Source organism: Pseudoalteromonas sp. MEBiC 03607 (assembly GCF_004792295.1).
GTDB classification, from domain to species: Bacteria; Pseudomonadota; Gammaproteobacteria; order Enterobacterales; family Alteromonadaceae; genus Pseudoalteromonas; species Pseudoalteromonas lipolytica_C.
Window position 1 is genome coordinate 1,172,135 of record NZ_SRRY01000001.1, and the last position, 21,361, is coordinate 1,193,495.

The window sequence follows — 21,361 nt, forward strand, 5'->3', positions numbered from 1 at the left end:
TTTAAGATTTATTAAAATAATTAGTATTTTAAACATAAGGAAACCTCCATATGTCTGAAGTCAATAAAATTGACGTAGACGCGCTAGAAACACAAGAGTGGTTACAAGCCCTTGAATCTGTTGTGCGCGAAGAAGGTGTAGAACGAGCTCAATATTTACTTGAGCAAGTGTTAGAGCAAGCCCGTTTAGACGGTGTTGATATGCCTACTGGCACGACTACTAACTACGTTAATACCATTCCGGTAGATCAAGAGCCTGCTTACCCAGGTGACGTAAACATTGAACGTCGTATTCGTTCAATCATCCGTTGGAATGCGATCATGATCGTATTACGTGCGTCGAAAAAAGATCTAGACTTAGGCGGCCATATGGCGTCTTACCAGTCTTCTGCTGCATTCTATGAAGTGTGTTTTAACCACTTCTTCAAAGCACCAAACGATGTAGACGGCGGTGACTTAGTGTATTACCAAGGCCATATTTCTCCTGGTATCTATGCACGTGCATTTGTTGAAGGTCGTTTAACAGCTGAGCAGCTTGATAACTTCCGTCAAGAAGTTGATGGTAAAGGTCTTCCTTCATACCCACACCCTAAATTAATGCCTGAATTCTGGCAGTTCCCTACAGTATCTATGGGTCTTGGTCCGATAGCATCAATCTACCAAGCGCGTTTCCTAAAATACCTAGATGGTCGTGGCTTAAAAGACACTAAAAATCAACGTGTATACGCTTTCTTAGGCGATGGTGAGATGGATGAGCCAGAATCACGTGGTGCAATCTCATTTGCTGCGCGTGAGAAGCTAGATAACCTATGTTACCTAATCAACTGTAACTTACAGCGTTTAGATGGCCCGGTAATGGGTAACGGCAAGATCATTCAAGAGCTTGAAGGTCTATTCAAAGGCGCTGGCTGGAACGTGATTAAAGTTGTATGGGGTAGCGGTTGGGATATCCTACTAGCTAAAGATACAACAGGTAAATTACTGCAGTTAATGAACGAAACCATTGACGGTGATTACCAAACATATAAAGCGAAAGATGGTGCATACGTTCGTGAGCACTTCTTTGGTCGTTACCCAGAAACAGCAGCACTTGTTGCTGATATGACTGATGAAGAAATTTTCGCACTTAAGCGTGGAGGTCATGAGCCATCAAAACTTTACGCTGCATTCAAAAAAGCGGAAGAAACCAAAGATCGTCCAACAGTAATCCTAGCTAAAACTGTAAAAGGTTACGGCATGGGTGATGCAGCTGAAGGTAAAAACATCGCGCACCAAGTTAAGAAAATGGACATGACACACGTTGAGCACTTACGCTCACGTTTAGGTCTTCAAGATTTGGTTTCTGATGAAGAAATTAAAGACCTTCCATATCTTACACTTGAAGAAGGTTCTGAAGAGTACAAGTATCTTCACGCACGTCGTGAAGCACTGCAAGGTTACACGCCTAAGCGTATTGCTAAGTTCTCTGAAAAGTTAACATTACCTGAAGTTGACGCGTTCAAGCCGCTACTTGAAGAGCAAAAACGTGACATCTCAACAACAATGGGCTTTGTACGTGCACTTAACGTGTTACTAAAAGACAAAGGCATTGGTAAAAATATCGTTCCTATCATCGCAGATGAAGCGCGTACGTTTGGTATGGAAGGTTTATTCCGTCAAATCGGTATTTACAACCCGCATGGCCAAAACTATACGCCGCAAGACCGTGACATCGTTTCTTACTACAAAGAAGCGACATCAGGTCAGGTACTACAAGAAGGTATCAACGAGTTAGGTGCAATGTCATCATGGGTTGCTGCTGCAACATCTTACAGCACTAACGACTTACCGATGATCCCATTCTACATCTACTACTCAATGTTCGGTTTCCAACGTGTAGGTGATATGGCGTGGATGGCTGGTGACCAACAAGCACGTGGTTTCTTACTAGGTGCGACAGCTGGTCGTACTACACTTAACGGCGAAGGTTTACAGCACGAAGATGGTCATAGCCACATTCTTGCTAACACAGTACCTAACTGTATTTCTTATGATCCGACATTCGCATACGAAGTAGCAGTAATCATGCAAGACGGTATCCGTCGCATGTACGGTGAAGACCAAGAAAACGTGTTCTACTACCTAACGCTAATGAACGAAAACTACCATCAACCAGCAATGCCTGAAGGCGCTGAAGAGGGTATTCGTAAAGGTATCTACAAACTTGAAACTGTGGCTGGCGAGAAAGCAAAAGTACAGTTACTAGGTTCAGGTACAATCATGATGGAAGTGCGTAAAGCGGCACAAATCCTCAGCGAAGAATATGGCATTGGTTCAGATGTATTCTCTGTAACGTCATTCAACGAGCTAACACGTGATGGTCAAGATGTTGAGCGTTTCAACATGCTTAATCCTGAAGCAGAACAAAAGACTGCTTACATCACAAATGCATTAACAGATGCAGTAACTGTTGCAGCAACAGACTACATGAAGAACTACGCAGAACAAGTTCGTTCATTTGTTCCAAGCAGCAACTATAAAGTGTTGGGTACAGATGGTTACGGTCGTTCTGATAGCCGTGAAAACTTACGTCGTCACTTCGAAGTTAATGCGGGCTATGTTGTAGTTGCAACATTATCTGAGCTTGCTAAACGTGGTGAAGTTGAGAAGTCAGTGGTTGTTGAAGCAATCAAGAAGTTCGACATCGACACAAACAAAGTTAACCCGCTATACGCATAAGAGGTTCCAATGAGTATTGAAATTAAAGTACCAGATATCGGTGGCGATGAAGTTGAAGTAACCGAAATCCTTGTTAGCGTTGGTGATAAGGTTGAGGTTGATCAGTCGTTATTAACGGTTGAAGGCGATAAAGCATCAATGGAAGTACCTGCTGCACAAGCAGGTACGGTTAAAGAAATTAAAGTAGCTGAAGGTGATACGGTAACGACGGGTTCACTTATCATGATCTTCGAAGGTGAAGAACAAGCTGCGGCTCCTGCAGAGGCTAAAGAAGAAGCGCCAGCTCCAGCAGCTGCGTCTTCAGCTTCTGCTACACAGGAAGTGACTGTACCAGATATAGGCGATGATGAAGTTGAAGTAACTGAAATCATGGTTGCGGTAGGTGACACGGTTGAAGAAGAGCAATCTTTATTAAGCGTTGAAGGCGATAAAGCATCAATGGAAGTACCTGCGCCATTTGCTGGTACTGTTAAAGAGATCAAAATCGCAACTGGCGATAAAGTGAAAACTGGCTCTTTAATCTTCGTTTTTGAAACAGCATCAAGCGGCTCTGAAGCACCTGCAGCAGAATCAGCTCCAGCAGAAGCTGCTCCTGCTACATCTGGCACTAAAGAAGTAAACGTGCCAGATATCGGTGGTGATGAAGTTGAAGTAACCGAAGTGATGGTTGCTGTTGGCGATAAGGTTGAAGAAGATCAATCAATCTTAAACGTTGAAGGCGATAAAGCATCAATGGAAGTGCCAGCACCATTTGCTGGTACAGTTAAAGAAATCAAAGTAGCAGCTGGAGATAAAGTATCAACTGGCTCACTTGTCTTTGTATTTGAAGTAGCCGGTAGTGCACCCGCTGCAGCTGAACCTGCTCCTGCAAAAGCTGAAGCCGCTCCTGCTGCAAAAGCACCAGCAGCTGAAAAGCCTGCATCAGCACCTGCAAGCAACGAAGGTTTTGCAGATAACAAAGCGTATGCACATGCATCACCAGTTGTTCGTCGTTTAGCGCGTGAGTTCGGTATTAACCTAGCAAACGTAAAAGGCACGGGTCGTAAGAATCGTGTTGTTAAAGAAGACGTACAAAACTACGTAAAAGACCTTGTGAAGAAAGTTGAATCTGGTCAGCTATCTGCAGGTAAAGGTAATGCGGGTGGCGGTGAGTTAGGTCTTATCCCTTGGCCTAAGGTTGATTTTGCTAAGTTTGGTGAAATCGAAGAGAAGAAACTTTCTCGTATTCAGAAGCTATCAGGTGCTAACTTACACCGTAACTGGGTGCAAATCCCGCATGTTACACAGTTTGACGAAGCGGATATCACAAGCCTTGAAGCATTCCGTAAAGAGCAAAACGCGCTTGCTGAGAAGAAAAAGCTGGGTGTTAAAATCACACCACTTGTGTTTGTGATGAAAGCGGCGGCGAAAGCACTTGCTGAATTCCCAACGTTTAACTCTTCACTGTCTGAAGACGGCGAAAGCTTAATCTTGAAGAAGTACATCAACATTGGTGTTGCGGTTGATACACCAAACGGCTTGGTTGTTCCAGTATTCAAAGATGTTGATAAAAAAGGCATCATTGAACTTTCTCGTGAATTAATGGAAATTTCAGCTAAAGCACGTGACGGCAAGCTAACGTCATCTGATATGCAAGGCGGTTGTTTCACAATCTCAAGCCTTGGTGGTATCGGTGGTACAGCGTTCACGCCAATTGTGAATGCGCCAGAAGTTGCTATCTTGGGTGTATCTAAGTCAGAAATGAAACCTAAGTGGAACGGCAAAGAGTTTGAACCTAAATTAATGGTTCCATTATCAATGTCATACGACCATAGGGTTATTGACGGTGCACTAGCAGCACGCTTTACTGTGACGCTAGCAAGCTACATGAGCGATATTCGTCAATTGGTGATGTAATCGTCTCATAATTTATAAGAATCAAATCCCAGCAAGGTGTTTTTTGCTGGGATTTTTACCATTGGCAATGATACAATCTTTGCCATAGAACAATCTTGGTATAGATATCTGCTCTCCCTTTCTGCCTTGCAGAAACATGGCAGTTAAACTTAGGGGCAGTGTCCCGTTCAAACATTTAAGGTAATAGCATGAGCAACGAATTAAAAACTCAAGTTGTTGTACTAGGCGGTGGTCCTGGTGGTTATTCTGCGGCTTTCCGTGCTGCTGACTTGGGCTTAGAAGTAACATTGGTAGAATCTCGCAACACATTAGGCGGTGTATGTCTAAATGTGGGTTGTATTCCTTCAAAAGCACTTTTACACGTAGCTAAAGTGATCGATGACGCTGCAGAAATGTCATCTCACGGCGTTACTTTTGGCAAGCCTGAAATCGATCTAGACAAAATCCGTTCTTGGAAAGAGTCTGTAATCGGTCAATTAACTGGCGGCCTAGACGGCATGGCTAAAATGCGTAAAGTGAAAGTAGTTAACGGCTACGGTAAATTCACTGGTAGCAACACACTAGCTGTTGAAGGTGAAGACGGTACAACAACGATCACATTTGATAATGCTATTATCGCTGCAGGTTCTCAACCTGTTAATTTACCTTTCATCCCTGAAGATGACCGCGTAATTGACTCAACAGGTGCACTAGAGCTTAAAGACGTTCCTGAGAAGCTTCTTGTTTTAGGTGGTGGTATCATCGGTCTTGAGATGGGTACTGTATACCGTGCGCTAGGTTCTGAAATCGACGTTGTTGAATTTGCTGATCAATTAGTACCAGCAGCTGATAAAGACGTTATCAAGATCTACCAAAAATACGTTAAGAACAAGTTCAACGTAATGCTTTCTACTAAAGTAGTTGGCGTTGAAGCGAAAGAAGACGGTCTATACGTTTCATTCGAAGGTAAAAACGCACCAGCTGACGCAGTACGTTACGACAAAGTACTTGTAGCTGTAGGTCGTACACCTAACGGTAAATTACTTGACGCTGATAAAGCTGGCGTTAACGTTGATGAGCGTGGTTTCATCAATGTTGATAAGCAGCTTAAAACAAACGTTGATCACATCTTCGCTATCGGTGATATCGTTGGTCAGCCAATGCTTGCGCACAAAGCGGTTCACGAAGCTCACGTTGCAGCAGAAGTTATCTCAGGTCAGAAACACTTCTTCGATCCTAAGTGCATTCCTTCAATCGCATACACAGATCCAGAAATCGCATGGGTTGGTGTAACTGAGAAAGAAGCTAAAGAGCAAGGCTTAAACATCGAAACTGCGGTATTCCCTTGGGCTGCTTCTGGCCGTGCAATCGCTTCAGCACGTACTGAAGGTCAAACTAAGCTAATCTTCGATAAAGACTCAGGTCGCGTTATCGGTGGTGCTATGGTTGGTATCAACGCAGGTGAAATGTTAGGTGAAATCGGCCTAGCAGTTGAAATGGGCGCAGACGGTGAAGACCTAGCGTTAACTATTCACGCTCACCCAACGCTAAACGAATCAATCGGTTTAGCTGCTGAAATCTTCGAAGGTTCAATCACTGACCTTCCAAACAAAAAAGCAGTTAAAAAGAAGTAAGTTCTTTTAATGAATAGCTTTAAAAAACCCAGCTTAGGCTGGGTTTTTTGTATTTAGATTGGAGCAACAAAAAAACCGTGTTTGTTATTACAAGCACGGTTTTTGTTATTAAGAGCTCGGGTTACTTATGGTAGCTTAAGCAGGTTTCAACTTCATTTTTAGAGCCTAAGATCACCGCCACTCGCTGGTGGATGGCATCAGGTTGAATCTCCATGATGCGCTCAGTACCTGTAGAGGCAATACCGCCAGCTTGCTCAATTAGCATTGCCATTGGGTTTGCTTCGTATAATAAACGTAATTTGTTTGGTTTGTTTGGATCTTTCGTGTCTGTTGGGTACGTGAAGATACCACCACGGCATAATACACGGTGTACATCACCCACCATTGCAGCAATCCAGCGCATATTGAAGTTACGGCCGCGCGGGCCTGTGTCACCGGCTAGCAAATCGTTAATATAATTTTGCATCGCAGGTTGCCAATGGCGTTGATTTGAAGCATTGATAGCAAATTCGCTGGTCTCTTCTGGGATTTTTGCAAACTCTTGCGTTAATAAGAAGGTGCCGTGAGTTTTATCTAAAGTGAAAAAGCGCGTGCCTTTACCTGTAGTAAGAGCCAATACGGTTGATGGGCCATATAACACGTAACCTGCCGCAACTTGGTTCTTACCTGGTTGCATAAAGATACTTGGGTCAGCTGGATCAGAGTCTTCAGGCGCCGCCATAATTGAGAAAATCGTACCAACGAGCGAGTTGATATCAGTATTTGATGAACCGTCAAGTGGGTCGAATGCAACAATGTAGTTGGCATTTGGATTACCTGCAACAGTGAAGTCTTCTTCTTCAGAGGCAATGGCTTTTACGTAGCCCGATTCTAATAAAATATCTTTTAAAAGTTGGTTAGTTAGAACGTCGAGTTTTTTCTGTGTTTCACCCTGAATGTTTTCGTCTAGGGTTGAGCCTAATACGCCAGATAGGGCGCCTTGACCAACACGAAATGAAATCTCTTTACATGCCGCAAGTACCGTTCTGATCAATGAGATCAGTTCACGAGGGCAACCATCTTCTAACAATACCGGTGGGAGTCTACGCATTCTATTTTCCTGATAACGTTGTAGCCAGACATTTTTAGTGTGAGAGAGAATGTCTTAGCAAGCGCTGAATTTCGTCTTAAATAGCTGATTTTTATAAACGGTACTTTATACTGCTTAATACCTATACAGTATTTAAAACGCGAATAACAAAGATAAGATTATGCAAAAAATACCATTACTACGATATCTGCTCTTAGCTGTGCTACTTACTATGATAACTCAAGCACACGCAGCAATTAAGTCTATAAATGATTTTACTGAAAAAATGACTCATTTTTCGGGCTATTTTTCATTTTATTACGATACAGAAAACGGCAAATTGTACCTTGAGGTGGATAAACTCGAGCAGCAATTTTTATTACAACAAAGCCTACCTTACGGTGTTGGCTCAAACGATATTGGCTTAGATCGTGGTCAGTTAGGTGATACTCACTTAGTACAGTTTGAGCGTTTTGGTGATAAGGTGATGCTAAGAGCCATTAATACTTATTACCGCGCTAACACTAATAATCTTGCGGAACAACAAAGTATTAAAGAAGCATTCGCATCAAGTATTTTAGCGGGTTTTAGTGTTGTTGCTCAATCAGACACTGCTGTATTAGTTGATTATACACCTTACCTATTAAGCGATGTTCATGGTGTGAGCCGCCGTTTATCGGCAACAGGGCAAGGAAGTTTTAACTTAGATAGCAATCGCAGTGCAGTTTATTTAGCGCGTTCAAAAGCATTTGAAAAAAATACTGAATTAGAAGCCGTGCTTACTTTTCATGGAAATAACCCGGGTAAGTATGTTCGTCAAGTGAGTGCCGACCCCTATGCGCTGACAGTGCATATGCATCACTCATTAATTGAGTTACCGGACGATAACTACACCCCGCGCAAATTCCATCCTCAAGCAGGTTTTTGGAGCATTGAGCATAAAGATTATGCGGCTGCGCTGGGTGAGTCTATGTATGTACGTTACATCCCACGTCATCGTTTAGCGAAAAAAGATCCGAGCTTACCAATCAGCGAACCCGTTGAACCGATTGTTTATTATTTAGATCCGGGCGTACCTGAGCCAGTTAAAACAGCGTTACTTGATGGTGCTAAATGGTGGAATGATGCATTTAGTGCAGCAGGCTACAAGAATGCTTTTATCGTTAAAGTATTACCTGATGATGCAGACCCTATGGATGTGCGCTATAACGTGATCCAATGGGTGCACCGTGCAACACGTGGCTGGTCGTATGGCAGCTCTGTGATTGACCCGCGAACAGGTGAAATTATCAAAGGTCATGTGACACTCGGGTCACTGCGTGTTCGTCAAGACATCCTAATTGCAGAAGCATTAGCTGCTCCATACTTTGAAGGCAATGAAGTGGCTAAGCGTTTACAAGCCATGGCACTTGATCGTATTCGTCAATTAAGCGCCCATGAAGTAGGGCATACTTTAGGTATTTCGCATAACTTTGCAGCGTCAGTGGCAGACAGAGCCTCTGTAATGGATTATCCACATCCGTTACTGAGCTTTAATGAGCAAGGTAAGTTAGATGTAAGCCGAGGCTATGCTGCTGGTATGGGCGTTTGGGATACTCAAGTGATTAAATACGGCTATAGTGATTTCACTAATCAAGATGAAGCACAGCAATTGGCCGCAATTTTAGCTGAAAACAAAAGTAAAGGGCTGGAGTTTATCTCAGACAGTGATGCCCGCGCTCAAGGTGGTGCTCATCCAACTGGCCATTTATGGGATAACGGTAGTTCACCGAGTGATGAGCTAATGCGTGTACTTGATGTTCGTAAACAAGCGCTGACGAGCTTTGGCATTGAGAACATCAAAACGGGCACTGCTTTATCGCAACTAGAAGAAATGCTGGTGCCACTTTATTTATTCCACCGTTACCAAGTAGAAGCTGCGGTTAAACTAATTGCTGGTGTGAATTACGAATACGAAGTGCGCGATGGCTCACAGCCTAAAGGGGCGCAGGTTGTTGCAAAGCAAACACAACAAGCGGCAGCCGATGCAGTGCTTGCTACACTAAAAGCCGAGAACCTTGTTTTACCTGAGTCGGTATTAGCGCTTATTCCACCAAAAGCGTATGGTGAATCTAAGTCACGGGAGAGCATTGTTGGTCGCACAGGACTTACGCTTGATGCTATGGCACTGCCTGAGGTGGCTGCTGCACATAGTTTGAACCTACTTTTTAATAGCCAACGCATTAACCGCTTAGCGCAGCAGCAAGCAAGAAGCGATGCATTTTATGGTTTAGATGCGCTATTAGCGCAAACTTATCAGCAAGTTTTTGAGCAAAAAATTGCTTCAGGGATGGCAGGTAAAATTAGCCAGCGTGTGCAGCTTTTAACAGCGAAACAGTTTGCCGATTTAGTCGCAAGCAGCGAAGTCGCACCCGAGGTACAAGCCCAACTTCGTTACTACTTAGCTAAACTAGCAAAGAGTTATCAGCAAGAATCAATGCTAGGCAGCGCATCAGTTGGTAACAGTGCATTCAAGCAATATTTAAGCGAGCAAATCAGTCACTTTTTAGAAAGTGGTGAATGGCCTGCCAACTTTAAAGTGTTGCCAATGCCACCGGGGTCGCCAATTTAACCTTCCTGTGTTTTAAGGCGCCTAGCATAGCTAGGCGTTTTACTTGCATAAAACTGGATATTTGCTAATCTAGCGGCCTTCCTTTTTTGTCTTATTGAGGTGTATATGGCGTTCTTTTCTCGCTCGTTGTTGGCAGCGGCCATTACATTCTCTAGTTTTTCCAGCTACGCTACCCTTGAAAAAAAACAATGTGATGTTGAGCTTAGTCATGGCTTAATTATTACTGACGATGTTATTCGTATTGTTGATAAAGGTCAGACACGGGTACAAATTAATAACGATAAGCAATTATTTATTCGTGGTTACTGGGTTGATTTGAGCCCCGAAGAAAGCAAAGTTGTTGAACAGTTTAGCCGTGGTATCAGACAAACTGTCCCAGAGCTAGTAGACCTTGCGACTGATGGTGTAAATCTCGGTTTAAGTGCGATTGAACAGGTCGTTGAAGGTATGTCAGATAAAGAGCCTGAAGTACTAAAAACTCAGCTGCAATATGTTGAACGTGCGCTGATGGATAAGTTTAAGCGTGGCGATGACTTTTTCTTTATTGCTCCGCAGTCGCTGTCGAAAATCGATGATTTCTTCACTAAGGAAATTAGCCAAAAAATTCACTCCGCAGTTCACGGTTCATTGGGGGCTATTTTAGTGTCGCTGGGGGATGCGTTTAAATCGCGCGAAGGAAATATCGAAGATCGTATCAACGATATGGGACAGCGAATGGATATCATCTCAAAAGAAATTGACAAATCACTGCAAAAAAAAGCTGAGCAGCTTGAGATGAAAGCTTCTGAGTACTGTGAATGTTTAAACTCTTTAGATGTAACTGAATCAAGGTTACAAAAAATAGTGCCTGGAATGGCAGATTTTGACTTAGTGCAAATTAAGTCATAGCCTTTTTTAAAGATAAAAAAACCGTGTTTTGAACACGGTTTTTTTGTTTGTGTTTATGCTTATTAAACTTTAAAAGCATCGACCGATAATCGAAGCTCTTCTGCTAACTTAGCAACTTCTGAGCTTGAGATGTTAGTTTGGTTTGCGCCTTCTGCTGTTTGCTCTGCAATTGCCACGATAGACTCCAATCGTTCACTGATCTCTTGCGATACTTGTTGTTGCTCATGAGCCGCAGTGGAAATTTCTTCACTTACATTGTGCGCTTGAGCAACAGCTGCAGTAATTGAGTCTAGTGCAGTGTTGGCAAGATCTGATTGCTCAACGCATGATTCAGCTTGTTGTTTACCTTTAGACATTGCTGCTACAGCGGCTTCTGCGCCTACTTGCAGAGATTCAATCATTGCTTGAATTTCTTGGGTCGACTCTTGTGTTTTACTTGCTAGTGAACGTACCTCGTCTGCTACAACCGCAAAACCACGACCTTGTTCACCTGCACGTGCCGCTTCTATAGCCGCGTTGAGTGCAAGGAGGTTAGTTTGTTCAGCAATGCCACGAATTACATCTAAAATACCGCCAATTGAGGCGCTGTCTTTGTGTAACTGATTAATAACGTGTGATGCATCATCAACTTCACGCGCAAGTTGTTCTATGGTTGCTTTGTTTTGCGAAGAAATACCTTTAACACGATCAGCTTCTTTATCCGCATTTTTGATTTCGCTAAGTGCTTGTTGTGCACTGCTGCTTACTGCTTGTGATGTGCTGCTCATTTCAGTGGTTGCAGTGGCTGCTTGTTCAACTTGTGCTTGCTGATTGCGAATTGCTTGGCTAGATTCCTCAGTGATCGCTGAAGTCTCTTCTGATGCAGCAGCAAGTTGCGTAGAACGAGAAATAATACCTTGAATAAGTGTTCGTAAACTTTCAATCAGGGTATTACAACTACGAGACAATTCACCGAATTCATCTTTTGCTGAATCATCTAAACGTTGCGTCATGTCGCCGCTGGCAACGATATCAAGAATACGATTCACCTCAAGCAGAGGTTTCGTGATACGGTTAACCGTAATGACTGCGACAACAATAGCAATTAAGGTCGCAATAGCCATCGCAATCCATGTCCAAATTGTCGCTGTCGATACATTACCACTCACATCTTGTTGTAGATCAAATGCTAAGACAGTTGCTTCGTTTACAAGGTCTCTTAACTGCTTTAATGCTTCGGTGGTTGAGTTTTCTGCGTTAGCAAGCTCTGCTTGTGTTTGCGCTATGGCATCGATTAAGCGCTTTTTATTGGCTGATAAACTATTGTTACCACGCACATTGTTAGCCAAAGATTCAAAGTAATTATTTAAATCATTGTATAGTCCAGCGTTGTTATCAATAATTGCTGGGCGAATAAGACCAAGGCTTCGCTCAATCTCTTCTAGGTAATATACTTGCTCATTTTTAATGATATCGAGGGTATTTAGCGTTTTCACCGTAAGCATATCAGTGCTGTTTGTAACCACTGACTGGAAGTTGTTTTCCATGTTGTTGGCGGCTTGGTAGGCGCGAGAATGGTTTTCTTCAAGACCGTCAATATCAATGATATCAAGAACTACTGAGTTCGCATCTTCTGCGCTAATTTCTATATTCTCAAGCTGGCTTGCGAGTGTTTTGTTTAAATCAAGTTGTGTTTTCTTATCAGCAAATAAATTTTCGACAGATTTATTGAATCGCTTGTAGGTCTGCTCAACTTGTTGGCTGCTGCTTTTTAGTTCAGGATCATCGCTGACAATTCGTTGTAACTCTTGATAAGAGCTATCATAACGTTTTTTCTGTTCATTAAAGCGATTACGTATTGTTGTTAGTTCTTCTTGTGATGATGTATAAAAACTGGCTTGTGCAGCTTTACTCATTAAAATAAATTCGACCTGCAGCTCGTAGCTTTTATCAAGCGCTGGTAGCGACAGCTGATTAACACGCTGCGTTGATTGATCAATATTGGTAATTCTGACCAACGAGTTACCACCAATAAAAAGCAGGAGCAAGGTAATGACAATAAAGCCACCCCAAATACGCTGTCTAACGGTCAAGTTCATATGTAATTCCACAAAATAGTACTAATCAACACTTATCGGCAAGGTTGCCAATTAGTTAAGTATTTAAATTTAAGTAGCTTTAATTTAAATTTACTTTAATTGTATAAATCTAACAGATGTTCAGTTATTTTTCAGTTTATTTAGATAAAAGAATGAGAACTTTCTGTGTGGTACTTATTTTTACTTAGTTCCATTAGTGTCATAGCACCTCCCCATACACAGCCTGTGTCGAGGGCATGAATATTTTTATATTCAACCTTTCCTTCTAGAGCAGCCCAGTGGCCAAATGTAATCTGTTGTTTTAATTTCAGAATATTTGGATGCTCAAACCAAGGAATAAATGAAGTATCGATACTTGTATTGGTTTTATTATTTAAATCTAACTTGCCATCGTGATCGACAAACCGCATCCGAGTAAAATAATTAACGATGTAGCGAAACTTTTCCTCATTGCTTAAAGATTTTAACCACTCAAGCGGGTGAGGATCATACATATGCGTAAAATAATGATGCGCATCGTCACCTTGGTAACAGGATTCGGCGAAGCGAGCACGTTTGAGGGCTTTTTTGACTGACCAGTTAGGGTTTAGCCCCGCATGACTGATAAACATATTATAGTTTTCAAGCCAAATAGCTAAAGGTTGTTGCTGTAAAAATTGAATATAATCAGCGCGTTTTGAGCTATTAAAAAGCGGTTCTAATTTATCTTTAGGATTGGCTGGCTTATTCAAATGGTGACAGGCAATCAGATGCAGATCATGATTGCCTAATGTAATGCTAACACTACCTTGCATGCTATATAGCCGCTCAAGACACGCAAGTGAATCAGGACCTCTTGCGACTATATCACCCACTAAATATAAATGATCTTGGCTAGGGTTGAAGTTAACACGTTTTAGTAACGCATCAAACTCAGTAAAACAGCCTTGTAGATCACCTATTGCGTAGTCAGCCATGCTTACCTAATGCAGTATATTTGGACGTGCTAAACGAAACACTTCGATAGGCGCTTCAAATTCAGTTCCAAACTCATTGCGCATTGTGTAGTGGCCCTGCATCGTGCCCACAGGAGTATCGAGAACTGCTCCGCTGGTGTATTTATAGCTTTCTCCAGGGGCAATTGTTGGCGTTTCACCAACAACACCTTCACCTTGTACTTCGACTTCTTTGCCGTTGGCATCGGTAATTAACCAATAGCGACTTAAAAGTTTTGCACTGCATAAGCTGTGGTTTTTAATGGTGATTGAGTAAGCAAAAACGTATTTATCTTGTTCAGGCTCTGATTGGCCTTCAACATAGAAGGTCTCAACAGAGACCTTAATTGGCGAACCTAAATTACTGCTTGTTGTCATAAATCCAATTAGCTATATCAATAAATTGTTGTAAAGACAGGCTTTCTGCGCGAAGCGTAATATCAATACCTATGCCAGTTAACTCTTCAGCTGTCAGTAAGTTAGATAAACTATTACGCAGTGTTTTACGGCGTTGGTTAAACGCTTCTAAACAGACTGTATTTAAAAGTTTGGTACTCTTTGCTGTACGTTGCTCAGGCTTTTTAGGGATCAAGCGGATCACTGCTGAGTCAACTTTTGGTGCGGGCTTAAAGCACTCAGGTGGTACATCAATCACTGGCATCGCATGACAGTAATATTGTGTCATCACACTTAAACGGCCAAAAGCTTTGCTGCCCGGGCCTGCGACCATACGTTTGACCACTTCTTTTTGCAGCATAAAGTGCATATGCTCAACGTTGTCTGCAAATTCAAATAAGTGAAATAACAACGGAGTTGAAACGTTGTAAGGTAAGTTACCAAATATTTTTAGTTTTTCATCTGCTTTGATTAAGGTACTAAAATCAAACTTCATTGCATCACCTTGATGCACTGTAAGTTTTGGACCTAAAAATGGATGGCTTGTTAAACGCTCTGCTAAGTCTTTGTCTAACTCAACAACAGTTAAATGGCCACTTAAATCAGCAACAGGCTCAGTGATTGCACCAAGACCCGGGCCGATTTCTACTAAATTGTCTTCAGGTTTAGGATCGATAGCCGTGACGATTTTATCGATAATCATGTCATCGTTTAAAAAGTTTTGACCAAAACGCTTACGGGCGCGGTGTCCTAAATGTACTTTATCTGTCATTGATTCTGTGCTTTTTCATGGGCGAGCTTAATTGCTTCGCGGATCGCTAATTCAAAACTACCCACATCAGCAGTGCCTGTACCGGCTAAATCAAGTGCTGTGCCATGATCTACTGATGTGCGAATAAATGGCAAGCCAAGAGTGATATTGACTGATTTGCCGAAACCCTTGTATTTTAGCACAGGTAAGCCCTGATCGTGATACATTGCCAGCACTGCATCTGCTTGCGATAAATACTTATCTTGGAAAAGAGTATCAGCTGGTAAAGGACCAATTAAATTCATACCTTGGTTATTTAAAAGCTCAAGAGTAGGTGTAATTGTGTCAATCTCTTCAGTACCTAAGTGACCGTCTTCACCTGCATGTGGGTTTAATCCGCACACTAAAATACGCGGCTTCTCGATACCAAACTTTGTCTGTAAGTCATGGTTTAATATCGAGATAACTTTACTTAATCGTTCAACTGTAATGGCACGTGATACATACGCCAGTGGAATATGCGTTGTAACAAGTGCAACGCGTAAGCCTTCGGTTGCAAGAAGCATGACGACATCGGCAGTATTTGATTGCTGAGCAAAATATTCGGTGTGACCACTGAATGAAATACCTGCTTTATTGATAATGCCTTTATGTACTGGACCCGTCACAACAGCAGCAAAGGTTCCATCCATATTCTTTTCACTGGCAATACGTAAGGTATCAAGTACATATTGGCCATTAGCGTCATTTAAAACGCCAACTTCAACGTCTTCACCTAAATCGACTTGATGAAGGTAAACACTTCCAGCTGGTGTGTCGGTTGGAGCTTGCGTTTCGTCAAACTTAATTAGGTTTAATTCTAACCCTAATAATTTTGCGCGCTGTTTTAACAGCGCACCATCAGCAATCACAACAAGCTGGGCATCCCAGTGATGTTGAGCTAATTTTATTAGTAAATCAGGGCCTATACCGGCCGGCTCACCGGGTGTTATTGCAATTCGTATAGTCATGATCGTTATTCTGCTGGGAAAATATCAACATGGGCTTGTTCGCGCATTTCTTGCTGCCAGTTGAAACTTTCTTCTTTAAATTTACGATTAAACAGCAGTTGATGCGCGCGGTTACGTTTAGCTTGCTCTGTTTTGTCTGCTACACGCTTATCAAGTAACTGCACAATGTGCCAACCGAATTGCGTTCTGAAAGGCTCACTGATTTCATTTTTATCAAGTGAAAGCAGAGTATTTTTAAACTCAGGTACATAAGTACTTGGATCAGTCCAATCGTACTCACCGCCTTTTAATGCAGAACCCGGGTCTTCAGAGTATTCTTTTGCTAGTTCAGCAAAGTCTGCCTTTCCTTCACGTAAGTCTTTAGCAAAGCCTTTTAGCATGTCACGCGCTTTTTCTTCGCTTAAGATAATTGATGGCTTGATTAAAATGTGACGTGAGCGAACTTCTGTTGTTTCAACCACTTGACGACCACGAACATCCTGAACTTTGATGATGTGGAAACCAGCACCTGAACGAAGCGGGCCAACAATATCGTCTTTCTTATGACCTTTCACTGCTTCAGCAAACAACGATGGCATTTCATTGATGCTCATCCAACCTAGTTGACCACCTTCAAGGGCTTTTGAGCCACTTGATGATGAGATAGCAATACGTTTGAATTCTTTACCTTCATTTAAAAATTCGATTACTTTGTCTGCACGTGTTTTTGCACTTGCGATTTCATCAGCTGTTGCATCGCTTGGGATATCAATCAGGATGTGACCAATGTCATACTCTTCGGCATTTTTACCTTGAGTTTCCATGATTTTTAATAAGTTATCGATTTCTTGTGGGCTAATGTAAATTCGACGATCGACATTGGCGCGAGTCACTTGCTGAGTCGTTATTTCTTTACGGATCTCTTCACGATACGCGGTGTAACTTTCACCTGCAGCCTCAATCGTACGACGTAAATCTGCAATCGTACCGCCTTGCTCACGGGCCATGTTTTCAAGTGTTTGGTCTAATTGAGAGTCTGAGATTTCTAGACCCATACGCTCTGCAAGTTGCATCATAAGCGTTTGGTTTACTAAACGTTCAATCGCTTGAATACGTAGCGTGTCATCAGAAGGCAGTTGCTGGCCTTGCTCTGCTGCTTGAGTTTTAACACGGTTAATGATGGTGTCAACTTCACTTTGTAAAATAACACCTTGGTTAACAACCCCGACGACTTTGTCGATTTCGACAGGTTTTGCGAAAACACTTTGGCATAGGCCAACTGTTAATAATGCTGATGCAAATAGTTTTTTTAAATTCATACTTTTTCTAATACTCTTGCTAATAGTACTGCGGTACTAGTTATTAAGAAAATACGGTCTACGATAGCCAAAAATACCTTGTTGTAATAATTTTTGTGCATCATAACGGCTTTTACTTCCAAGCCCTTTTAATACGATATTGAAACCAATACTGGTATCAAAAGTAGCTTGCTCTTGACCAATCGCTTGATTCAAATCAGTTTCGATTTGACGACGGCCTGTGATTTGAAACGCCCAGCAGCAAGATTCATACTGAAGACCACTGAAAACCTCAATGCTACGACCACTTTCTAAATCGCGGTGGTAGCTACCAACAAACTGCCAATCTTGTGTTAGCGGAATGCTGGTGAATAGACCAACTTGCTCGATTGTATTGCCTGAGACATCATTTGCATAGCGATGGTTCAATTGTACGAGCTGTTTATCGTCACCTTTATAATCTAAGGTTATGTTTGATTGAATAATTTCTTTACCGTCAGTGTCATATTGAATACCACCCGATAAATACCAGCGACGGTGCCAATGTAACATGGTTTGCGCTGCAAACAAGGCATTGTAGTTAGTATCTGACTGAAGCCCTTGTGATGTTGGTTTAGCATCATTACTTAAATAAAATATTTGGCCGGCACTAAAATTAAACACTTCTTCGTTTTCATTACTGAATAAGCGAGTTGTGGCACCCAATGTGAATTGGTTTGCAGTGGCAATACGGTCGATACTTGAGAAACGACGGTCTCTAAATAAACCAAAAAAATCATCTTGTAATTTAGCTGTATCGTAAAGGCCAATGTTCGATTGGTCTTTATTTGGCGTATACAAGTACTGAATTTGTGGCTCAAGCGTTTGAATGCCATCTTTAAAGAAAAAGGCAGTTTCTCGCTCGAAGTTTAACTGGCTATACAAGCGTACTTTAGGCATAGTACGTGTCACTCTTTCGTCGAAGTCGGTGCCTGTTAAATCACCATGCTGGTTATACTCAGTGTGGAGTAAGCTGAATTCAGATAAAAACGACCAAGCATATTCTTGATAGCCAAAACTTGCTTTTGGTTCAATGTGAAGTCTACTCGCTTCATCAATAATGGCTTTATCATTGGTAAAATAACTGAGCTCACCGTCAAGCGTTAAATCGATACCGTAGAAATCATAGGCATCCATTTGTGAAAAAGTAATTTGTGGTAACGCTGCATAGGATTCTTTGTGATCACCAAGTACTTCAAAACTCTGTAGTTTAATGTTTGTATGCCAAGTATCTCCCAAGTAAGTCAGTGAACCAGTACGGTATAACTGAGTGTCTGTGCGAGTTGCATAATTAGAGTTTAAGTCTGTTAGGTAGTTATCATCACTAACGTTAGTAATATCGATATTGCCGCGCCAGCTCTCACCAAAGTAACTTTGCTGTTGCCAGTGAAATAAATAACGTGAGTCAACATTGGGTTCTTCGTCATCTTTATCAAGATACTCGACCGCAACGAGGCCATTGTTTTGCTCAGTTAAATAACGAAACTCACCAATCATTTGTAAGCCTCGTTTAGACATATAACGCGGCGTGATGGTGGCATCGTAATTTGGTGCAATGTTCCAATAGTATGGCGTGATTGTTTCAATACCGTAACGACCAGAACTTGAGAAGTTAGGCGTTAATAAACCTGATTTACGGCGGTCGTCTAACGGAAACGTAAAATAGGGAATATAAAGAACCGGTGTGTCAAATACACGTAATACAGTATTGTGGGTTTCGCCCCAGCCATCTTCACTTGATAAGTCAATTTCGTCAGCTTCGATTGCCCATACGGGGGTTTCGCCAGGGCAAGTAGTAAAGCTTGCGTTCATCAGGTTTAGGCCAGACTCGTTGACTGTTAGTTTTTCTGCGCCACCATGACCTAGTTGGTCGGTGAGCTTATAATCAGCACCAAGCAAGCTTAATTCAGAATTATTTAAATCCGCATTGAGCCCAGAACTGTTAATTTGGCTTACTTTATCGCGATACACGATAGGGCCGGTTGCATTAAGTAACCCACGTTGTTTGTCAATCAGTGCACTTTGTGCGGACAAATTCATCGTTAGGGTGTTAATATCTACATTACCGGTAAATTCTGCGCTTTGGGTACCCAATAGTTCAATATCATCGGATTTGATATCGATCATATTAAGTTCAAGGCCAGGGAGCGGTTGCCAAGCTCTGGTTTGCATTGAAGTGCCACAAAAATTGTGTGCCAGTTCAGTTTCGGCGAACGATGGTGCGCTAAGTACGCTTAGCATCATTATGCCCCAGGTTTTGCTCATTTAATGACCTTAATGCTCTTTGGTTGGATATAAGCTAGACATAATAAAGGAAAACAATGGCAAATACAGTAATTGACTTAGTGAAAAATAGATATCTTACTAAATGAATCGTTATAAAAGTTTACAGCAGTTTTTAAATCCTCACTTTAAAGAGGATGAATATCAATTAGCCGCCATCACTGGAGATGCGAGCTTTCGCCGTTATTTCCGCGTAAATACAAGTGATCAGAGCTATATTGTCATGGACTCAGACCCCAACAAATTAGACAACACGCCTTACATAGAGCTCAACAAGGTATTTTCTAAGCACGGTTTTAAATTACCTAAAATTCTTCAGGCTGATGAAAAACAAGGTTTCTTTTTACTCAGTGATTTAGGCAATACACACTTGGCTGATTTACTCGGCGATGAAGACCGCACTTTACACTACAAACACCTAATAAAGTTAAGTGCGCAGTGGGCACAAATACCGCCAGCTCAATACATGAAAGTATTTGATGGTGAGTTTTTACAGTTTGAACTGAGTATTTTTAAAGAGTGGTTAGTTGATAACTTTATTGGTGAGCAACTTTCTGTTGCTGAGCAGCAAATGTGGCAACAAGCTTGTGAGTTATTAGTTAACAATGCGCTTGAACAACCGATTGTGACGGTACACCGAGACTTCCATAGTCGCAATATAATGCGCACAGGGCAGCAATGGGCGATCATTGATTATCAAGATGCCGTACAAGGGCCTGTGTGTTATGACCTTGTTTCGTTATTAAGAGATTGCTACTTCAAGTTACCTGAGCAAGAGCTCGACTATCTTTTGCATTACGCATATGACGAGTTTAACCAGCAACAGTTATTGCAAGACACCTCATTTGCCATGTTTAAACGTTGGTTTGATTTGACCGGTGTACAGCGTCATTTAAAAGCAGCAGGCATATTTTGCCGCTTAAAACTTCGTGACGATAAGTCTGGTTATTTGAATAATGTACTGCCAACCCTTAAATACATTAGTAATGTAAGCAAAGAATACCCAGAGTTAACAGCACTTGGTCAGTGGATAGAACACACTGTTATTCCACGTACCAAGCTGCGCTTAACAAAAGAGATGAAATGAAAGCAATGATCCTAGCGGCTGGGCGCGGTAAGCGCATGATGCCGCTAACAGAAACAATGCCAAAGCCGATGCTTAGGATTAATGGCAAGCCATTATTAGAGCATCATATTAATAATTTACGTCAAGCAGGTATTACCGACATTGTCATTAACCTTGCATGGCAGGGCGACAAAATAACAGAGTATTTTGCTGATGGATCGCAGTTTGGTGTATCGATCACTTACAGTCAAGAACAGGCGGGGGGGCTTGAAACCGCAGGTGGTATCATTCAAGCATTGCCGTTATTGGGTGAGCAATTTATTGTCATAAATGGTGATGTGTATACTGATTACGATGTGACTTCGTTGATGCAGATTCATTTGCAAGCGGGAGAGGCGCACATCGTACTTGTTGAAAATCCTGCTCATAATCCTGATGGTGATTTTGCCCTTAGTCATTTAAGTCCTGATAGCCAAAAGTATACTTTTTCAGGTATAAGTCGTTACCACGTTGATTTTTTTAATGGTTTAACCGAAGGTGTTCGTCCACTTGGACCAATTTTGCGTGAAAAGCTCAGTGCACATCAAGTATCAACGGAGCTTTACTTAGGTCAGTGGGATGACATTGGCACACCAGCCAGATTAGACGAAATCAATCAGCGTTTCGCTTTGCAATAACAACAGAGGTTTGCCA

The 21,361-nt window shown here is 41.9% G+C and carries 15 protein-coding genes; 7 read left to right on the forward strand and 8 right to left on the reverse strand.

Translation table 11 applies throughout. The features are described 5' to 3' along the window. Nucleotides 1-50: 50 nt before the first annotated feature. The 3 genes from aceE (at nucleotide 51) to lpdA (ending at nucleotide 6,226) form a co-directional block, all read left to right on the forward strand. On the forward strand, nucleotides 51-2,717 hold the full coding sequence (gene aceE / locus E5N72_RS05360; protein ID WP_135923553.1) for a pyruvate dehydrogenase (acetyl-transferring), homodimeric type: 2,667 nt from the start codon (nucleotides 51-53) through the stop codon (nucleotides 2,715-2,717). A 9-nt stretch (nucleotides 2,718-2,726) separates the two neighbouring features. Further along, a complete protein-coding gene (gene aceF, locus E5N72_RS05365; protein WP_135923554.1) occupies nucleotides 2,727-4,613 on the forward strand; it encodes a pyruvate dehydrogenase complex dihydrolipoyllysine-residue acetyltransferase in 1,887 nt (628 codons plus the stop codon). Nucleotides 4,614-4,801: 188 nt separating this feature from the next. Continuing rightward, on the forward strand, nucleotides 4,802-6,226 hold the full coding sequence (gene lpdA, locus E5N72_RS05370; protein ID WP_135923555.1) for a dihydrolipoyl dehydrogenase: 1,425 nt from the start codon (nucleotides 4,802-4,804) through the stop codon (nucleotides 6,224-6,226). 121 nt (nucleotides 6,227-6,347) lie between these two features. Here lpdA and E5N72_RS05375 read toward each other — a convergent pair whose 3' ends face one another. Further along, entirely contained in the window at nucleotides 6,348-7,316 is a 969-nt protein-coding gene (locus E5N72_RS05375) for a class 1 fructose-bisphosphatase (protein WP_135923556.1), read from the reverse strand. A 160-nt stretch (nucleotides 7,317-7,476) separates the two neighbouring features. Between E5N72_RS05375 and E5N72_RS05380 the strand changes: the two genes are divergently transcribed. Both E5N72_RS05380 and E5N72_RS05385 read left to right on the forward strand, forming a co-directional pair. Beyond that, nucleotides 7,477-9,906 carry a zinc-dependent metalloprotease gene (locus E5N72_RS05380; protein WP_135923557.1) on the forward strand — a complete coding sequence of 810 codons (2,430 nt, stop codon included), beginning with the start codon at nucleotides 7,477-7,479 and terminating at the stop codon, nucleotides 9,904-9,906. A 105-nt stretch (nucleotides 9,907-10,011) separates the two neighbouring features. Then, a complete protein-coding gene (locus E5N72_RS05385; protein ID WP_135923558.1) occupies nucleotides 10,012-10,794 on the forward strand; it encodes a YggN family protein in 783 nt (260 codons plus the stop codon). 62 nt (nucleotides 10,795-10,856) lie between these two features. Here the strand turns inward: E5N72_RS05385 and E5N72_RS05390 are convergent, their stop codons facing one another. From E5N72_RS05390 to lptD, 7 genes are all read right to left on the reverse strand, one after another. Then, nucleotides 10,857-12,872 carry a methyl-accepting chemotaxis protein gene (locus E5N72_RS05390; protein WP_135923559.1) on the reverse strand — a complete coding sequence of 672 codons (2,016 nt, stop codon included), beginning with the start codon at nucleotides 12,870-12,872 and terminating at the stop codon, nucleotides 10,857-10,859. 140 nt (nucleotides 12,873-13,012) lie between these two features. Continuing rightward, a complete protein-coding gene (locus E5N72_RS05395) occupies nucleotides 13,013-13,828 on the reverse strand; it encodes a symmetrical bis(5'-nucleosyl)-tetraphosphatase (protein WP_135923560.1) in 816 nt (271 codons plus the stop codon). 6 nt (nucleotides 13,829-13,834) lie between these two features. Continuing rightward, on the reverse strand, nucleotides 13,835-14,224 hold the full coding sequence (apaG, locus tag E5N72_RS05400; RefSeq protein WP_054550996.1) for a Co2+/Mg2+ efflux protein ApaG: 390 nt from the start codon (nucleotides 14,222-14,224) through the stop codon (nucleotides 13,835-13,837). Next, on the reverse strand, nucleotides 14,208-15,014 hold the full coding sequence (gene rsmA / locus E5N72_RS05405) for a 16S rRNA (adenine(1518)-N(6)/adenine(1519)-N(6))-dimethyltransferase RsmA (protein WP_135923561.1): 807 nt from the start codon (nucleotides 15,012-15,014) through the stop codon (nucleotides 14,208-14,210). The genes apaG and rsmA overlap by 17 nt, the downstream gene beginning before the upstream one ends. Continuing rightward, nucleotides 15,011-16,003 (reverse strand): 4-hydroxythreonine-4-phosphate dehydrogenase PdxA, encoded by a 993-nt coding sequence (gene pdxA / locus E5N72_RS05410; protein WP_135923562.1) that lies wholly within the window; start codon nucleotides 16,001-16,003, stop codon nucleotides 15,011-15,013. Before pdxA ends, rsmA begins: the two co-directional genes overlap by 4 nt. A 5-nt stretch (nucleotides 16,004-16,008) precedes the next feature. Further along, nucleotides 16,009-17,301: a peptidylprolyl isomerase SurA gene (surA, locus tag E5N72_RS05415; protein WP_135923563.1), complete on the reverse strand. Its 1,293-nt coding sequence runs from the start codon at nucleotides 17,299-17,301 to the stop codon at nucleotides 16,009-16,011. 36 nt (nucleotides 17,302-17,337) lie between these two features. Then, complete coding sequence (gene lptD / locus E5N72_RS05420) at nucleotides 17,338-19,584, reverse strand: LPS assembly protein LptD (protein WP_135923564.1); 2,247 nt, start codon at nucleotides 19,582-19,584, stop codon at nucleotides 17,338-17,340. Nucleotides 19,585-19,687: 103 nt separating this feature from the next. On the opposite strand from lptD, the gene E5N72_RS05425 reads away from it, so the two are divergent. Together E5N72_RS05425 and murU are read left to right on the forward strand one after the other, a co-directional pair. Beyond that, nucleotides 19,688-20,689 (forward strand): phosphotransferase, encoded by a 1,002-nt coding sequence (locus tag E5N72_RS05425; protein ID WP_135923565.1) that lies wholly within the window; start codon nucleotides 19,688-19,690, stop codon nucleotides 20,687-20,689. Continuing rightward, nucleotides 20,686-21,345, forward strand: coding sequence for an N-acetylmuramate alpha-1-phosphate uridylyltransferase MurU (gene murU / locus E5N72_RS05430; protein ID WP_135923566.1), 660 nt, complete (start codon nucleotides 20,686-20,688; stop codon nucleotides 21,343-21,345). Before E5N72_RS05425 ends, murU begins: the two co-directional genes overlap by 4 nt. Nucleotides 21,346-21,361: the final 16 nt, after the last annotated feature.

Coding starts and splice junctions, on each gene's coding strand:
- E5N72_RS05395 (WP_135923560.1), bottom strand. CDS start 13,828: ATGGCTGACTACGCAATAGGTGATCTACAAGGCTGTTTTACTGAGTTT.
- aceE (WP_135923553.1), top strand. CDS start 51: ATGTCTGAAGTCAATAAAATTGACGTAGACGCGCTAGAAACACAAGAG.
- E5N72_RS05380 (WP_135923557.1), top strand. CDS start 7,477: ATGCAAAAAATACCATTACTACGATATCTGCTCTTAGCTGTGCTACTT.
- surA (WP_135923563.1), bottom strand. CDS start 17,301: ATGAATTTAAAAAAACTATTTGCATCAGCATTATTAACAGTTGGCCTA.
- E5N72_RS05390 (WP_135923559.1), bottom strand. CDS start 12,872: ATGAACTTGACCGTTAGACAGCGTATTTGGGGTGGCTTTATTGTCATT.
- E5N72_RS05375 (WP_135923556.1), bottom strand. CDS start 7,316: ATGCGTAGACTCCCACCGGTATTGTTAGAAGATGGTTGCCCTCGTGAA.
- aceF (WP_135923554.1), top strand. CDS start 2,727: ATGAGTATTGAAATTAAAGTACCAGATATCGGTGGCGATGAAGTTGAA.
- lptD (WP_135923564.1), bottom strand. CDS start 19,584: ATGAGCAAAACCTGGGGCATAATGATGCTAAGCGTACTTAGCGCACCA.
- E5N72_RS05425 (WP_135923565.1), top strand. CDS start 19,688: ATGAATCGTTATAAAAGTTTACAGCAGTTTTTAAATCCTCACTTTAAA.
- murU (WP_135923566.1), top strand. CDS start 20,686: ATGAAAGCAATGATCCTAGCGGCTGGGCGCGGTAAGCGCATGATGCCG.
- E5N72_RS05385 (WP_135923558.1), top strand. CDS start 10,012: ATGGCGTTCTTTTCTCGCTCGTTGTTGGCAGCGGCCATTACATTCTCT.
- lpdA (WP_135923555.1), top strand. CDS start 4,802: ATGAGCAACGAATTAAAAACTCAAGTTGTTGTACTAGGCGGTGGTCCT.
- apaG (WP_054550996.1), bottom strand. CDS start 14,224: ATGACAACAAGCAGTAATTTAGGTTCGCCAATTAAGGTCTCTGTTGAG.
- rsmA (WP_135923561.1), bottom strand. CDS start 15,014: ATGACAGATAAAGTACATTTAGGACACCGCGCCCGTAAGCGTTTTGGT.
- pdxA (WP_135923562.1), bottom strand. CDS start 16,003: ATGACTATACGAATTGCAATAACACCCGGTGAGCCGGCCGGTATAGGC.